Annotated in this window: 13 protein-coding genes and 1 tRNA gene; 4 read left to right on the plus strand and 10 right to left on the minus strand. The window is 48.9% G+C overall.

All coding sequences use genetic code 11. The features are described 5' to 3' along the window. Positions 1-260: 260 nt before the first annotated feature. Entirely contained in the window at positions 261-566 is a 306-nt protein-coding gene (locus MPL1_RS11935; RefSeq protein WP_009727390.1) for a hypothetical protein, read from the plus strand. An 88-nt stretch (positions 567-654) separates the two neighbouring features. On the opposite strand, the gene MPL1_RS11940 is transcribed toward MPL1_RS11935, so the two are convergent. From MPL1_RS11940 to MPL1_RS11985, 10 genes are all read right to left on the minus strand, one after another. Next, positions 655-1,530: a carbon-nitrogen hydrolase family protein gene (locus MPL1_RS11940; RefSeq protein WP_009727391.1), complete on the minus strand. Its 876-nt coding sequence runs from the start codon at positions 1,528-1,530 to the stop codon at positions 655-657. A 55-nt stretch (positions 1,531-1,585) separates the two neighbouring features. After that, positions 1,586-2,173, minus strand: a complete 588-nt coding sequence (locus MPL1_RS11945) for a GNAT family N-acetyltransferase (RefSeq protein ID WP_009727392.1) — start codon at positions 2,171-2,173, stop codon at positions 1,586-1,588. 86 nt (positions 2,174-2,259) lie between these two features. Further along, on the minus strand, positions 2,260-2,667 hold the full coding sequence (locus MPL1_RS11950; protein WP_009727393.1) for a ketosteroid isomerase-related protein: 408 nt from the start codon (positions 2,665-2,667) through the stop codon (positions 2,260-2,262). 432 nt (positions 2,668-3,099) lie between these two features. Further along, positions 3,100-3,984, minus strand: a complete 885-nt coding sequence (speB, locus tag MPL1_RS11955) for an agmatinase (protein ID WP_009727394.1) — start codon at positions 3,982-3,984, stop codon at positions 3,100-3,102. Continuing rightward, a complete protein-coding gene (gene nspC / locus MPL1_RS11960; RefSeq protein ID WP_009727395.1) occupies positions 3,981-5,147 on the minus strand; it encodes a carboxynorspermidine decarboxylase in 1,167 nt (388 codons plus the stop codon). The genes speB and nspC overlap by 4 nt, the downstream gene beginning before the upstream one ends. Before the next feature lie 659 nt (positions 5,148-5,806). After that, complete coding sequence (locus MPL1_RS11965) at positions 5,807-7,006, minus strand: saccharopine dehydrogenase family protein (RefSeq protein ID WP_009727396.1); 1,200 nt, start codon at positions 7,004-7,006, stop codon at positions 5,807-5,809. A gap of 36 nt (positions 7,007-7,042) precedes the next feature. Continuing rightward, the gene (speA, locus tag MPL1_RS11970; RefSeq protein WP_009727397.1) at positions 7,043-8,989 is read right to left on the minus strand and encodes a biosynthetic arginine decarboxylase; all 1,947 of its coding nucleotides are present in this window, start codon (positions 8,987-8,989) and stop codon (positions 7,043-7,045) included. 107 nt (positions 8,990-9,096) lie between these two features. Next, complete coding sequence (locus MPL1_RS11975; RefSeq protein ID WP_009727398.1) at positions 9,097-10,152, minus strand: succinylglutamate desuccinylase/aspartoacylase family protein; 1,056 nt, start codon at positions 10,150-10,152, stop codon at positions 9,097-9,099. Next, positions 10,153-11,058 carry a 30S ribosomal protein S6--L-glutamate ligase gene (gene rimK / locus MPL1_RS11980; protein ID WP_009727399.1) on the minus strand — a complete coding sequence of 302 codons (906 nt, stop codon included), beginning with the start codon at positions 11,056-11,058 and terminating at the stop codon, positions 10,153-10,155. It lies immediately after the preceding gene. Continuing rightward, the gene (locus MPL1_RS11985) at positions 11,055-11,567 is read right to left on the minus strand and encodes an ATP-dependent zinc protease family protein (RefSeq protein ID WP_235045585.1); all 513 of its coding nucleotides are present in this window, start codon (positions 11,565-11,567) and stop codon (positions 11,055-11,057) included. The genes rimK and MPL1_RS11985 overlap by 4 nt, the downstream gene beginning before the upstream one ends. Positions 11,568-11,730: 163 nt before the next feature. Between MPL1_RS11985 and MPL1_RS11990 the strand changes: the two genes are divergently transcribed. The 3 genes from MPL1_RS11990 (at position 11,731) to MPL1_RS12000 (ending at position 14,741) form a co-directional block, all read left to right on the plus strand. Beyond that, positions 11,731-11,817, plus strand: a tRNA-Leu gene (locus tag MPL1_RS11990). A 179-nt stretch (positions 11,818-11,996) separates the two neighbouring features. Beyond that, a complete protein-coding gene (locus MPL1_RS11995) occupies positions 11,997-13,619 on the plus strand; it encodes a site-specific integrase (RefSeq protein ID WP_009727401.1) in 1,623 nt (540 codons plus the stop codon). A gap of 291 nt (positions 13,620-13,910) precedes the next feature. Then, the gene (locus MPL1_RS12000; protein ID WP_009727402.1) at positions 13,911-14,741 is read left to right on the plus strand and encodes a site-specific integrase; all 831 of its coding nucleotides are present in this window, start codon (positions 13,911-13,913) and stop codon (positions 14,739-14,741) included. Positions 14,742-14,937: the final 196 nt, after the last annotated feature.

Below are 14,937 nucleotides of genomic sequence, written 5' to 3' on the forward strand. Positions count from 1 at the left end.
ACTCGCCGTCATTCCGCGCATGCGGAAGCTGACAAARGCCGTGCACAGATTCCGGACAAACGCCGCGCGTTTTCCGGAATGACGATCAACTCGCCGTCATTCCCGCGAATGCGGGAATCTGACAAAGGCCGTGCACAGATTCCGGACAAACGCTGCACGTTTTCCGGAATGACAATCAACTCACCGTCATTCCCGTCCGCATGCGGGAATCTGACAAAAGCCGTGCACAGATTCCGGACAAACGCTGCACGTTTTCCGGAATGACAATCAACTCACCGTCATTCCCGCGCATGCGGGAATCTGACAAAAGCCGTGCACAGATTCCGGACAAACGCCGCGCGTTTTCCGGAATGACGATCAACTCGCCGTCATTTCCGCGCATGCGGGAATCTGACAAAGGCCGTGCACAGATTCCGGACAAACGCCGCGCGTTTTCCGGAATGACGATCAACTCGCCGTCATTCCCGCGCATGCGGGAATCTGACAAAGGCCGTGCACAGATTCCGGACAAACGCTGTGCGTTTTCCGGAATGACGAAGGTGTGGGCTGCTCGTTTTCCGGAATGACCGTATTTGGGTTGCGCGTTTTCGGAATGACGGTGTGTGTTGCGCGTTTTCGGGACTGATTCTGTTACCGCCTGAAGTCAGATCGAAGTTATTTGGGTGGGCTCAGCTCGTGCTGTTTGGGCCAGTCGCGGTAGTTAAATACCTGGCCTTGCTGACGAACTCTGGCGATTTCGGCAAGATCCAATTCGGCGAATACCCATTCAGCCGTATCAGTGCTGCCTTCGACCAGAATGCCATTGGCCGGAAAACCATAGTCCACAGGCGTGTAAAAGCTTGCTCTGCCGGTATTGACATCAACTGCTTCCGACCATTCAGCCTTACCAAACGTCGGCGATTGAACCACAAAGCACTGATTTTCCAGAGCACGAGCCTGACAACCAATGCGAACACGGTAAAAACCGGCCTCGGTATCGGTACAGCTGGGCACCAGTATCAAATCAGCGCCTGCCGCCACCTGATGATTGGCAATCAGAGGAAACTCACTGTCATAGCAGATGTTGATGCCGATTCTGCCGATATCGCTGTCAATGACTTTGATTTCCTGACCGGCATGGATCAGCCACTGCTCGTTTTCGAAGCGTGTCATCACCAGCTTGTCCTGGTAACCCAGTAAGCCATCAGGCGAATAGAGATTGGCGCGATTACGGAAGGTGTTGTCTGATTGCAAGACGGGAAAACTACAGCCAAGAATCATCACATCATGCTGGCGAGCCAGTTGCTGGTGTATGGCTTGCCAGTCAGGGTAAATGGATTGCATAGAATGCAGCTGTTGGTTCAGATCGCTATAGACCTCCTGACCAAACATCGAGGCCAGTTCCATGCTGCCATATTCGGGAAACACCAATAACTTGGCATTTTCAGCGGCGGCTGACTCGACCCAGCGTGTCAGTTTGTCGGCATAAGCAGCCCAGTTCTCAAGAAAACTGATGTCGTACTGTGCCGCAGCGACTTTTACTTTACTCATTTATGTTTTACTCAGAAAAAACGCTCTGATCAGAGCGTTTAATAGATTGAGGGCTTCAGAGTGTTTTCATCCAAAAAGTCATCGGCTTTGGTGACTCTTCGGTTTCGTCCAACTCTTTCCAACTGAATTCAGTGTGTAGCTCAGGATGCTTTTCATAGCCACGCTTGCGCCAGAAGTTATCCAGAGGCACATAGTCTGCTGGCCGACGTGGGTGATTTTCTGGTCGCTGCACACCACAAAAACAACTGTACTCAAAACCGCCCAGTTCACGTGCGTGCGCTTCCCGATGATCAAAGAATGCCACCCCTGCGCCTTGTCCACGATAGCTAGAGAGCAGCACGGACTCACCACAGTAGAAAACTGTGTCAACGTCGATTCCCGCTTTCAGAAATGGCGCTTTGACGTCGTCAGTCTCATAGCGGAGCGGTATACCAGTTGATGCACCGACCACTGTGCCGTTATCCAGCGCCAGTACAATAACGCTCTCTGGGCACTCGATATAGGTTTGCAGATAGCGTTCTTCGTAATCGTAATCGCCGTCGTACAGATAGGGAAAATCCCTGAACACCTGAATACGCAGACGTGCAAGCTCAGGGATGTATTGCTTGAGTGCTTCGCCTGAGAGACGTTTCAATTCCAACATTTTACGCTCACTTTTTCAGCATCTCAGAACGTCATCAAGAACAGCCAGATACCCGGCTGTTCTTGTTTTGTTCTGCGGAAAATGACTTAACCGACGACTTGTTTGATCCAGTCTTCCAGGTTGTAGTAGTTAGTGATGCGAGCCACTTTGCCATCGCGAATCACAAAGAAAGCACCTGCTGGCAGGTTGTATTTTTGACCCGCTGCTTCAGGCAGACCTTCATCGGTGCTCAGGTATTCACCCAGAACGGTGAATTCAACTGCGGCGCGATCACCGGCATCGTTGGTGGTAATTGAAATATCAACGATTTGTTCTTTGTAATGCGCATTCATGCGATCCATGAAAGCGGTAAATTTTTCTTTACCTACTTCGCGACCACCTTGGTTGACGTCATGAATCACGTCATCAGTCAGCATGCCCAAAAAGGCGTCCATGTCCTGACGGTTAAACGCATCGTAGTAGTTTTGCAGTAAGGTCACAGTAGCTTGATTCATCTGGCAAATTCCGTGGAATGAAAAAACGCGGGATCTTAGCGTGTAAATGCTTCAATGAAAAGTAAAAACTGCCAAACAGCGCTGACTTTAAAGTGGTACTACTTAGGCGCTAGTTCAATGTGAAACAGCTTGATGCAATGAAACCCAACAAGACTCATCCGCAGATTACACAGATGAGCGCAGATTGCGTTAATAAACAATTTAAGGCAGGGACGGGAATCTGTTAAGGCCGTGCAGAGATTCCGGACAAACGCCAAGCGTTTTCCGGAATGACGAGGTGATTACACGTTTTCGGAATGACGGGTGTGTGCTGCGCTAGTTATGTTGGTTGGTGGCGGTGGCTTCGGAATGCCTCCACTGCGACCGACATGACAGCAATTGGACATTAAATCTGCGGCTATCTGCGTAATCTGCGGATAAATTTCGTTGAGCTTAAGATTCTAAACTACGCGCAGTGATGCCCATCAGCTTGTAGGTCAGTAACGAAGCGGCAAAGTCATAGGCATGAAAACCTTCAATCGGTGCAAACTCCATCACGTCAAAACCGATAATGCGTCGTTGCTTGGCGACTGATTCAAATAACTGCAGCGTCTGATACCAGCCCAGACCACCCGGCACTGGTGTACCTGTCGACGGAAACACACTGGGGTCCATACCATCGATATCTACAGTGAAAAACACATTTTCCGGGAAATCATCAGGCAGCGTGATACTGGTGATATTGTTCGGCACCAGCGCATCCGCATCCTGGTAATAGACACCGAATTGTTCACGAATCTGCATTTCCTCTTCGCAAAAAGCGCGAATGCCCAATTGATACAGAGGAATGCCCATATCCACAGCCCGCTTCATTACTGACGCATGGCTGAGAATATCGCCCTCGTAGGCTTGACGCAGATCAGCATGCGCATCGATCTGCACAATGCCAAAATCTTCCATTCCTGCATCTTTCAAGCCCTTAAGCACACCATAGGTTACCGTGTGCTCACCGCCCAATACCACAGGAATACCACCATTTCTGACAATCTCGGCGGTAGCGTTGGCGATGTTCTCGATCACTTGTTCTGGAGCGACTGAACAATCCACCGCTGCACAGGTATGAATGCCTAAATCACAGGGATTGCACTTGCCATCCCACTTTTCCAACTGCCATGAGGCGTTGAGAATTGCCGAAGGCCCAAGACGCGTACCGCCACCATATGACACAGTTTTTTCGTAGGGTACAGGCAATACATGAAACATGGCCTGTTGCGGATCAGCCTGATCTATCTCTGATCCCAGGAAAATTGGATAGTGTTCGCTTGAATCAGTATTCATGACAGTCGCTCTTTAAAGTCTATATAAGCAAATTCTTTGACCACATTCAGGTGATCGGTTTCGCTGTTCCAGATAGCCAGTGCCGGCAGTTTGGTGCCGTTAAAAGTGGTGGTTTTCACCATGGTGTAGTGACTCATATCCTCAAAAATCAGTCGCTGGCCGATTTGCAGAGGTTGATCAAAACTGTAGTCACCAATCACATCGCCCGCCAGACAGGTTAAACCGCCCAGGCGATAGGTATGCGCTTTTTCATCGGGCATGCCTGCGCCGGTGATGTCTGGACGATAGGGCATTTCCAAAGTATCGGGCATGTGACAGGTGGCTGAAGTATCCAGAATCGCCTGATTAAGATGATTCCAGGTCAGATCCAGCACTTCACAACTGAGGATACCGGTGCCAATCGCCACCGCCTCGCCCGGTTCCAGATACACATCAACATTGTGACGTTGTTTGAACGACTGAATCAGTTCCACCAGACCATTAATGTCATAACCTTCAGCAGTGATATGGTGGCCACCACCGAAATTCACCCATTGCATCTGTGGCAGCAAATGACCGAATTTCTTTTCTACCGCCTCGACCGTACGTTGTAATGGTGCAAAACCTTGTTCACACAAAGTATGAAAATGCAGACCACTGATGCCGTCCAGCGCAGTCTCATCAAGCTGTGACAAAGGAATGCCGAGACGTGAGCCCGGTGCGCAGGGATCATAAATTGGCACCGCGCCTTCTGAATGTTCGGGATTGATACGCAAACCAAAATGCAGTTCAGGTCGGTTTTTCTGCGCGGCAAGACACTGATCACGAAAGCGCAGCCATTGGCCACAGGAATTGAAGACGATGTGATGTGCAAACGTCAGCAGTTCATCAATATCGGCCTGGCTGAATGCCGCGGCAAATACATGCACTTCACCACCGTATTCCTCAAAGCCAAGGCGTGCCTCATGTAAACCACTGGCACAGGTGCCACTGAGATATTTTGCAGTCAGCGGAGCCAAAGACCACATTGAAAACGCTTTGAGTGCCGCCAGCACCTTAGCGCCACTGGCTTGTTGCACCTCATGCAAAATACGCAGATTTCGTTCAACGGCCACCTCATCCACCACAAAACAGGGCGATGGCAGACGCTGTAAATCCAGCTTGGAAAAATCAGTAAATTGCATGTTCTTCAAACACCCGAAGCATTGTTCAGTTAAAAAATATCAGCGCAGAGGCACAGGCCTTTGTTGGGTTTCATTGCATTCAACCCAACCTACATCATTGTTATGTTGATCGTATTGGAGGCATCGCCAACGACCGAAATAACACGTTTTTCTCTGTGACCTCTGTGTCTCTGTGGTTGATCTTTAAAGCCAATCTGCGCCTACCTGCATAATCTGCGGATAAACATTATTGTCATGCCGACCGCAGCGGAGGCATCTCCAACGGACGAAAAAGCCTTTGTTGGGTTTCATTGCATTCAACCCAACCTACATCATTGTTATGTTGATCGTATTGGAGGCATCGCCAACGACCGAAATAACACGTTTTTCTCTGTGACCTCTGTGTCTCTGTGGTTGATCTTTAAAGCCAATCTGCGCCTATCTGCATAATCTGCGGATAAACATTATTGTCATGCCGACCGCAGCGGAGGCATCTCCAACGGACGAAAAAGCCTTTGTTGGGTTTCATTGCATTCAACCCAACCTACATCGTTGTTATGTTGATCGTATCGGAGGCATCGCCAACGACCGAAATAACACGTTTTTCTCTATGACCTCTGTGTCTCTGTGGTTGATCTCTAAAGCCAATCTGCGTTCATCTGCGGATTGTTGTTTACCACTCATCCGTCGAGATTGAAACCATCCAGTTCAATCACATTCCATGGCAGGCCGTATTTGTTCATGTCTTCCATAAACGGATCTGGATCGAACTGTTCGATATTCCAAACACCCGGTTTTTTCCATTTGCCTTCCAGCATCAATTTGGCACCAATCATCGCAGGTACACCGGTGGTGTAGGAAATCGCCTGTGACTGCACTTCAGCGTAGCAATCCTGATGGTCTTTGATTTGGTACAGGTAAACGATTTTCTCTTTACCGTCTTTGATGCCCTTGACCACACAGCCGATACAGGTTTTGCCTTTAGTACGCGGCCCCAGTGTTGAAGGATCAGGCAATAATGCTTTCAAGAATTGAATCGGTACGATTTGCTGGCCGTTAAATTCAACCGCATCAATACCGGTCATGCCGACATTGCCCAGCACTTCCAGATGTTTCAGATAACTGTCGCCAAAGCTCATCCAGAATTGAGCACGTTTCAGGGTCGGAAAGTTGATCACCAACGACTCCAGCTCTTCGTGGTACATCCGGTAGATGTTGTAACTGCCGACTTCTTCCGGGCAGGTAAAACGAGCCTTTTTCGACATGGCCGGCGTGGTAACAAACTCACCGTTTTCCCAATGGCGGCATTCGGCGGTCACTTCGCGGATATTAATTTCCGGGTTGAAGTTGGTAGCAAACGGATAACCATGGTCGCCGCCGTTAACGTCGATAATGTCCAGCTCGTGGATTTCATCAAAATAATGTTTGGCAAGATAGGCGGTAAACACATTGGTGGCACCGGGATCAAAGCCACTGCCTAACAGCGCCATCAGACCGGCCTGTTCAAATTTTTCACGGTAGGCCCACTGCCATTTGTATTCAAACTTGGCAGTGTCCAACGGTTCATAGTTGGCAGTATCAAGGTAATCAATGCCAGCCGCCAGACAGGCGTCCATGATGGTCAGATCCTGATACGGCAAAGCCACGTTAATCACCAGATCCGGTTGCTCTTTCTGCAGCAGTGCAGTTAATTCCGGCACATTATCAGCATCGACCTGAGCCGTGCGAATGGGCCGACTCAACTGGGCAGCAATCGCTTTGCACTTGGCTTCGGTACGGCTGGCCAGCACGATCTCAGAAAACACTTCCGGCAACTGGGCACATTTATGGGTCACCACACCGCCAACACCACCAGCGCCAATAATCACTACTTTAGACATAAGCAAAACCTTTCCTGAAAAATGAATCTGCTGAAATTAACGTTCGAAGAAGGTGTAACCATTCATGCTGTCATTAAACGCCCGCAGCATTTGCTGACGCATAGGCACTGAAATACGACCATCACGCACGGCCTGCTCGGCAATTTTGCGAAATTGTTCCTGCATCATTTTGGGATCGTATTCAACATAACTCAGCACATCGGCAATGCTGTCGCCGTGGAATTCGCGAATAAAATCAAAACTGCCGTCTTCATTGATGTGCACACTGACCACGTTGGTATCACCAAACAGGTTATGTAAATCGCCAAGCGTTTCCTGATAGGCACCCACCAGGAATACGCTCAGATAATATTCTTCACCATGTTTCAACGGATGCAGCGGCAGGGTTTTGTGGATGGCATCTTCGTAAGAAAACGAATCAATTTTGCCATCGCAGTCACAGGTCATATCAGCCAGCACTGCAGAGCGGGTCGGCTCTTCATTCAATCGGTGGATGGGCATAATCGGAAACAGCTGATCAATGGCCCAGATATCCGGCAGTGACTGAAACAGACTGAAATTGCCGTAATAAATGTCTGACAACAATTCCGGCAGGCTTTCCAGTTCGGCTGAAATACGCCGTGCCTGTGGCAATAATTCAGAGATTTTTTCCCAGATGGCCAGCGCCAGATTCTCGGCCAGAGCCCGGTCTCGCAGTGAGGCCTGACCATGGTGGAACAACTCACGCAGTTCATCACGGTAATACAAGGAGTCGTTGTAACATTCCTGCAGGTTCTGTGGCGTCACATTGCTCAGTACCGAATACAGATTAATGATCATGTCATGGCTGTCTTCCGGCGCGGTTTCCGGGATCTTGCCCGGTTTGTGATCGCGCACCTCCAGCACATTGAACAGCAGCATGGATGAATAGGCCACCAGTGCCCGGCCGGATTCGGAAATAATTACCGGATGGGGAATTTCCAATGGATCCAGGCATTCCTGCAGGGTTTCGATAATGTTGTAGCAATACTCATCCAACCCATAGTTCATCGAGTGAGTACTGTTGGAGCGGGTGCCTTCATAGTCCACTGCCAGACCGCCACCAAAGTCGAGGTAGCCCATCGGCGCACCCTCTTCTATCAGGCCGGCATAGAAGCGGCAGGCTTCCATCACACCGCTACGAATATTACGAATATTGGGGATTTGTGAACCCAGGTGACTGTGCAGCAATTGCAGGCAGTGCAGCATATCCGCCTGTTTCAGCTGTTCAACCACTTCCAGCAAGGCATTGGTGGACAGACCAAAAATCGAGCGATCACCACTGTCGCCGTTCCAGTGCCCTTCCACTGTCGATGCCAGACGGATACGCATGCCAATCAACGGCTCAATACCCAGAGCTTTGCTGCGCTCAAGTATGGTGCTCAATTCGGTAGCGGTTTCCAGCACAAAAAAGCACTTGATGCCCATTTGCCGGGCATACAAGCCGAGTTCGATGAACTCTTCATCCTTGTAGCCGTTGCAGATAATCAGGCTGTCATGATCGCGCAATTGCGAAATGGCAATAATCAGTTCGGCCTTGCTGCCCGCTTCCAAACCATGATGATAGCGGCGACCATAGTCGGCAATTTCTTCAATAACGTGGCATTGCTGATTGACCTTGATTGGAAACACGCCGCGATAGTGGTTCTGATAGCCAGCATCCTTGATCGCCCGAGCAAAAGCCTCGTTGATTTGAGTGATGCGAATATCCAGCAGGTTTTCGATGCGTAACACCGCCGGCATATCCAGGCCACGCTCTTTCATGCCTTTGACGATTTCAATAATCGGCACCTGGATGGTCTTGTCACCAAATTGCAAGGAGACCACCGCATCACCGTTTTCCGAGATATCGAAATAATCGGCGCCCCAGTCGCGTACACCGTAGAGCTTGCTGCTCTGTTCGACATCCCAGTCCTGCACTGACTCAGTATGAGTCTCGGCACTGGCGTGTTTGGTCATCTGCATTCGCAAGACCCCCTAGGAAAGGTTAAAAATCGCGGGATTGTCACTATTTTAATGACAAATTGCAAAACTTTTATGACAGCACTGCCGCCGGAAAATATGCAATTTTATCAAATGATAGGCTGTTCTTCTGGTACACCGGTATCTGTGGCCGGGTCCAACACCATATTGAAGGCTTCAACGCTGTCGGCAACTTCGTCAGGACGGTTAAATCGCGCAATGTGAAACAGGGCCTCGCCCTCGTTCACCAGCGGGATATTGGTACGGCCAATGATCACGCCGCTACAACTGGCCAAGACTTGTGTTTCAGATTTTTCATCACCATAGGGCGCAGCGACCATACCCAGACAATCGCCTTTTTTGACATGCGCGCCCATGGGCATCAACATCCGGAAAATACCACTTTGTGGTGCCCGCACCCAAGTGCTGGAACGTGCCACAAACGGTTCCAGCGGCTTTAGTTGTTTAGTTCGTGATGGTGCCAGCATGCCGATTTTGCGCATTACCGCCAGCACGCCGCGTACACCGGCTCTGATGGCCAGCTCGTTAAAACGCAAAGCCTCGCCTGCTTCGTAAACAATGACCGGCACACCAGCCTGCTGACAGGCAAAACGTAAAGAACCTTCAATCAAACCGGAATTGACAATCACCGGTGCATTAAATGCCCGGGCCATTTCTTCGACGGCGCCATTGTCCAGCGCTGCACGAATCTGCGGAAGGTTGTCACGGTGAATCGCCGCAGTATGCAAATCAATGCCATGTGTGCATTTTTGCACCACTTCAGTCATAAACAGATTGGCCAGACGTGCCGCCAGCGAACCTTCTTCGGAGCCGGGAAAACAGCGATTCAAATCCCGTCGGTCTGGCAAATAACGCGTCTGGTTGATAAAGCCATAGACATTCACCACCGGGATGGTAATCAAAGTACCTGCGAGGCCTTTCAAACGTTTGCTGCGAATCAGTCTGCGAATGATTTCGACGCCGACAATCTCATCACCATGTACCGCACCAGAGACAAACAATATCGGGCCTTTACGCCGCCCGCGTATTACCTGCACCGGCATGCTTAGTGCAGTGTGCATGTACAAATCCGGCAGCGGCACATCGACCACCCGGGTTTGCCCGGGTCGAATCACTTCCCCGGCGATAATGAGATCGTCAGCCATTCAGCCTCGCCCTCGTGTTTTGGTTGTGCCGGATTTGGCATTCTTTTCGACAAAGTCGATGATCATCGAGGCAATGTCCTTGTTTGTGGCAGTTTCAATGCCCTCAAGTCCTGGTGATGAATTGACTTCCATCACCACCGGGCCGTGATTGGAACGCAACAAATCGACACCACAGACATTCAGGCCCATGGTTCTGGCTGCACGGACTGCTGTGCTGCGTTCTTCTGGTGTAATGCGGATGAGATTGGCACTGCCGCCTCGATGCAAATTGGAGCGAAACTCGCCTTCTTTGCCTTGTCTTTTCATCGCAGCTACGACCTTGTCTCCGACAACAAAACAACGAATGTCGGCGCCACCGGCTTCCTTGATAAATTCCTGCACCAGAATATTGGCTTTCATCCCCATAAAGGCTTCGATAACGCTCTCGGCAGCACTGGTTGTTTCAGCCAGTACCACGCCAATGCCTTGAGTACCTTCGAGTAGCTTGATGACTAGTGGCGCGCCGCCCACCATCTTGATCAAATCTTCAACATCGTCCGGACGGTGTGCAAAGCCGGTGACGGGCAAGCCTATGCCTTTGCGAGACAATAGCTGCAATGCACGCAGCTTGTCGCGAGAACGACTGATAGCGACCGATTCATTCAGTGGATAGACATTCATCATTTCAAACTGACGCAGTACCGCCGTTCCGTAAAATGTCACCGAGGCACCGATACGAGGAATAACGGCATCAAATCCTGTCAGGTTTTCACCTTTGTAATGAACCTCTGGCTTTAGCGATGTGATGTTCATGTAACAGCGAAGTACGTCCAGTACATGTACTTCATGCCCCCGGGCTGTGGCTGCTTCAACCAGTCGTTGTGTTGAGTACAGCTTGGGGTTGCGCGATAAAATCGCAATTTTCATTCAAGATCTCCAGAAGTTGCCGTCGATAGCTGCAACTGAATGTGTTCACTGAGGGGTTGCCCTGCAAGATAAGACAGGGTGGGATTGACCACTATATTACCAGCAGTCATCGCGGTGCGCCCCAGTAACATTCGAAACATCATCGTATCTCGATTGGTCAGGGTGATCTCAATAGGAAAGGTGTTTTTTCCGATGGTGACTGGCGTCTGAATCACGTAACGCATCTCACTGTGTCCGCCCGAATCAGTCACCTTGCGCTCATCAATGACCGGCGCTTCGCACCATTGCTCTGTGTTCAAGTCGCGCTGGTTGGGATGTACGCCAAAGCGCACCCACTTGTCACCGTCTTTATCAAAAGGCTCAACCGAAAAAGCATGTATGGCAGATGTTCTGGCCCCGGTATCAACTTTGGCCTTGATACGATGAATGCCAAGTTCTGGCAGACTCAACCATTCGCGCCATCCGACAACAATATGTCCCAGATCATCCTGCATGCTTACACCACTCACAAAACTCGCTTCCGGACAATTAGACATCATGCGTCGATGCCATTCAACGTTGTTGAGCAACGGGTTTGTTAATCTCTCCTTACCTCAAACTGAAAGCGTCAACGACAAAATGAAAATCCTGCTTCCCAATAGCCCACACAGGCGTTATAATTTCGCGCTTGTTGCCGGGGTGGCGGAACTGGTAGACGCGCCGGATTCAAAATCCGGTTGGGGAAACTCAGTGTGGGTTCGATTCCCACCCTCGGTACCATCTTATTATCACTTGTCAAAATCTTGATAAGTCAAAAATATCAGTAAGTTAGCGATATATTCTCCCGCACTGTTGGACTGGTGTGCGGGAAAAAACGCCAAATTGGTACATAAACTGGTACAGCGACTGGTACAACAGCAAAACGATGACGCCCTTAAATCTGCTAAGGAACGCTCATCATGCCTACCAAAAGAAAGGGGATCTTCTACTTTCGCCGCGCTATCCCCAAAAGCCTTCAAGCCAAACTGAACCGGCAAGAAATTAAATTCTCACTCAATACCCGTGACAAGCTCCAAGCTTTGCATCTTGAATGGCTGTGTGCTATCAAAGTCAACGAAATCATTGAGAAAGCGAAGGCTGGCATGGAATTTCCGAAGGGACCTCTTTTTAATTTTGAAAAGATCACCAAAACGGTTGCAGATAAAGATGGCAATCAAGTAACGGAAACATCCAAACGCATCGATCCGGATACGATCCAGGCTTTTAAAGACGCCGGTATTCCACCTGAAGTACTGCTCGCGATGGCAGAGCGGTTTCTGCAAGAAGAATCACCAACACAGCAAATTGCTAGTAGACAACACGCAGAACCTCACAACAATCTTCAGAATGACACGAGTCTGGGTGAGTATGTTGCGCGCTATACCCGCGAATATGCCGTCATACACAAACAGAGTTTAGGCCCCCGCCTACAAACACATCTTCGCCGCCTGACTGACATTATTGATCCCAATTTACCTATCGCAGATTTTAGCGTTGTGCATGCGGGACAGGTACGCGACAAAATCATTGCACTTCCTGCCAGGAACCGTCAGTACGCATCGTTGACGGTCAGTCAAACAATCGAAGCCGCCCATAAAGACAATCCTGACTACCTCAGACTCACGGCCAAAACCGCAAACTATCATTTAGAAACCTATCGCGCCCTCTTCAACAAAGCAGTTGCCGATAAGGTTTACCCCGAACGTGCTAACCCGTTTCAAGAGATCCGTGTTGCTGCCAAGGGCGTTGAAGCGCGTGCAGAGGCCAAACGAAAAGCCTTAAACAAACATCAGCCCTTTAGCGGCAAAGATCTGACCGCGATGTTTTCGACTAGTATTCATATGGCGTATGGCAGTAACTATTTTCACGAACAATTTAAATACTGGATCCCGTTGATCGGCCTCTTCACAGGAAGCCGAATGTCTCAAATTGCGTCGTTGTATTGTGAGGATATTCGCATGCAAAACGATATTTGGGTTATCGACTTTAACGAGAATTCACCAGATAAAATCGCTAAAACCAGTGCTTCTTTGAGAGTGGTGCCGATGCATCCACTGCTCGTCAAATTGGGCTTGCCGGCTTTTGCGTCACGCGTTGCAAGATCTGGTCAAAAAAGATTGTTTCCCGAACTGAATAATTTTCACAGAAATACCTACGCGAAACGCTTTGAAGACTGGTTTAACCGGACACTACTTATCGAAACTGCAGTGAGAGAAAATACACTCTCGAAAGACAAGACGTTTCATTCGTTTCGAGCAACGTTGCTAGATCTCTTAAAACAAGCAGGTTTAGAAGAGTCTGTCAGAAATCAAATCATTGGCTGGACGAAAAATGAAGACAAGGGCAATAACATTGCCCGAAACCATTATGATTCGCTCAATCTAAAAGTAATGCTTGATGCGCTCAGTAAAATTGAACTTCCTACATCACTCGAGCATTTACCTCCTTTTCCAGGTGATATCAAACTAAAATTCACACGGCCAACCGGTAATCAACACACCCGAAAATCAACTGCTGATCCTCTAGATCATAAAAGCAGATAGCAGTAGTTTTGGTTACCCTGATTTGGCTTGATGATGGAGCAAGCACATTGGGACTTCACTTTTATTATTCCCGGGATATCCTATTAGAGTGGATGTCCATTTTTGTCGCCTCGACTTATGTAGTGACGCAGAGGGAAAACGTTACATAGAGGCGACTGCTCCCCATACTTACTCGGGTAAGTATGGGGGGCCTGCGAGAGTATGCGATTCAGAGAAGAACAGCAGCTCGTCATGAAAAGTGAAAGGCCCCGGACGTCCTATTATCAGGATATCCAATGAGAAGGATCTCATATGCAAGATAAAACTTATAACGAATATCTGTCTTTGGCGAACCATTTTTTGGAAAGCCGATTCACAGACAGCAAGCCGACAGTGAAAACTGTTTCACAAATGCTTTGCGATGTCGCATGTGAATACCGACCGGCTTACTGGCGACGTTTAAAAACAGCCTTAGCCGTATATGCAGAAGATAAAGGTAACGCTGAAACCGCAGCTATAATTCGCGGACTTGTGAATCCGACGACGTCTTGTTCACCTCATCTTAAAAAGCACAAGCAGCGCAGGGTCAAATCGGTTTCTGATGAGGATCATGAAACGCTGATCGCTCACCTTAAAGCGCACAAAGATATCGAATGTCTGGCGGCTGTATTAACTGTCTATTTCACGGGTTGCCGGCCAGCCGAAATTCAAAACATCTCACTTGATGGAAACCAGACCATCACCATCGTAAGTGCAAAAAAGATTGATGCTATCCGAGGCTGTGACAGACAACTGAAGCTTTCTGATGAAGCCTATCAAACGCTAGCATTACTTTTACCAAATATTCCGCATGCAAAAGTTGGCAAAACTTCTGACATCAGCAGAATACAGCGTCGATTACAGCGACATGTAAAAAAGATCTGGCCGAAACGAGAACGCCATATTTCGCTGTACAGTTATCGACATCAGATCGGCGCAAACTTGAAAGCCAGTGGTTTCAGCCGAGCTGAAATAGCAGGCATCATGGGGCACAGTAGTCATGATTCGGTGGATGTGTATGGTGACAAGAGATCTTCAAATCAACGATTAGATGTAGAAGCGTTATTAGCATGCGAATCACTTCAGAGCCGACACTCTCCATAAATTCTGAAAGTGGATTTTATGAATATCAATTAAACATACCCCTGCTTGATCGCTTACTCAGGGGTAAGCGCCAAGGCAAGAGTTCGATTGTCAGCATCCCAAAGTCTGTTGAGTAAATGGAAAAAGACCCGCTGCATCCCCTACTGCGTTTTAACAGAGATAAAACTGGATGTATCAGCATGCTAATAATCATCAA

Origin of the sequence: Methylophaga lonarensis MPL (assembly GCF_000349205.1) — a bacterium.
GTDB lineage: Bacteria > Pseudomonadota > Gammaproteobacteria > Nitrosococcales > Methylophagaceae > Methylophaga > Methylophaga lonarensis.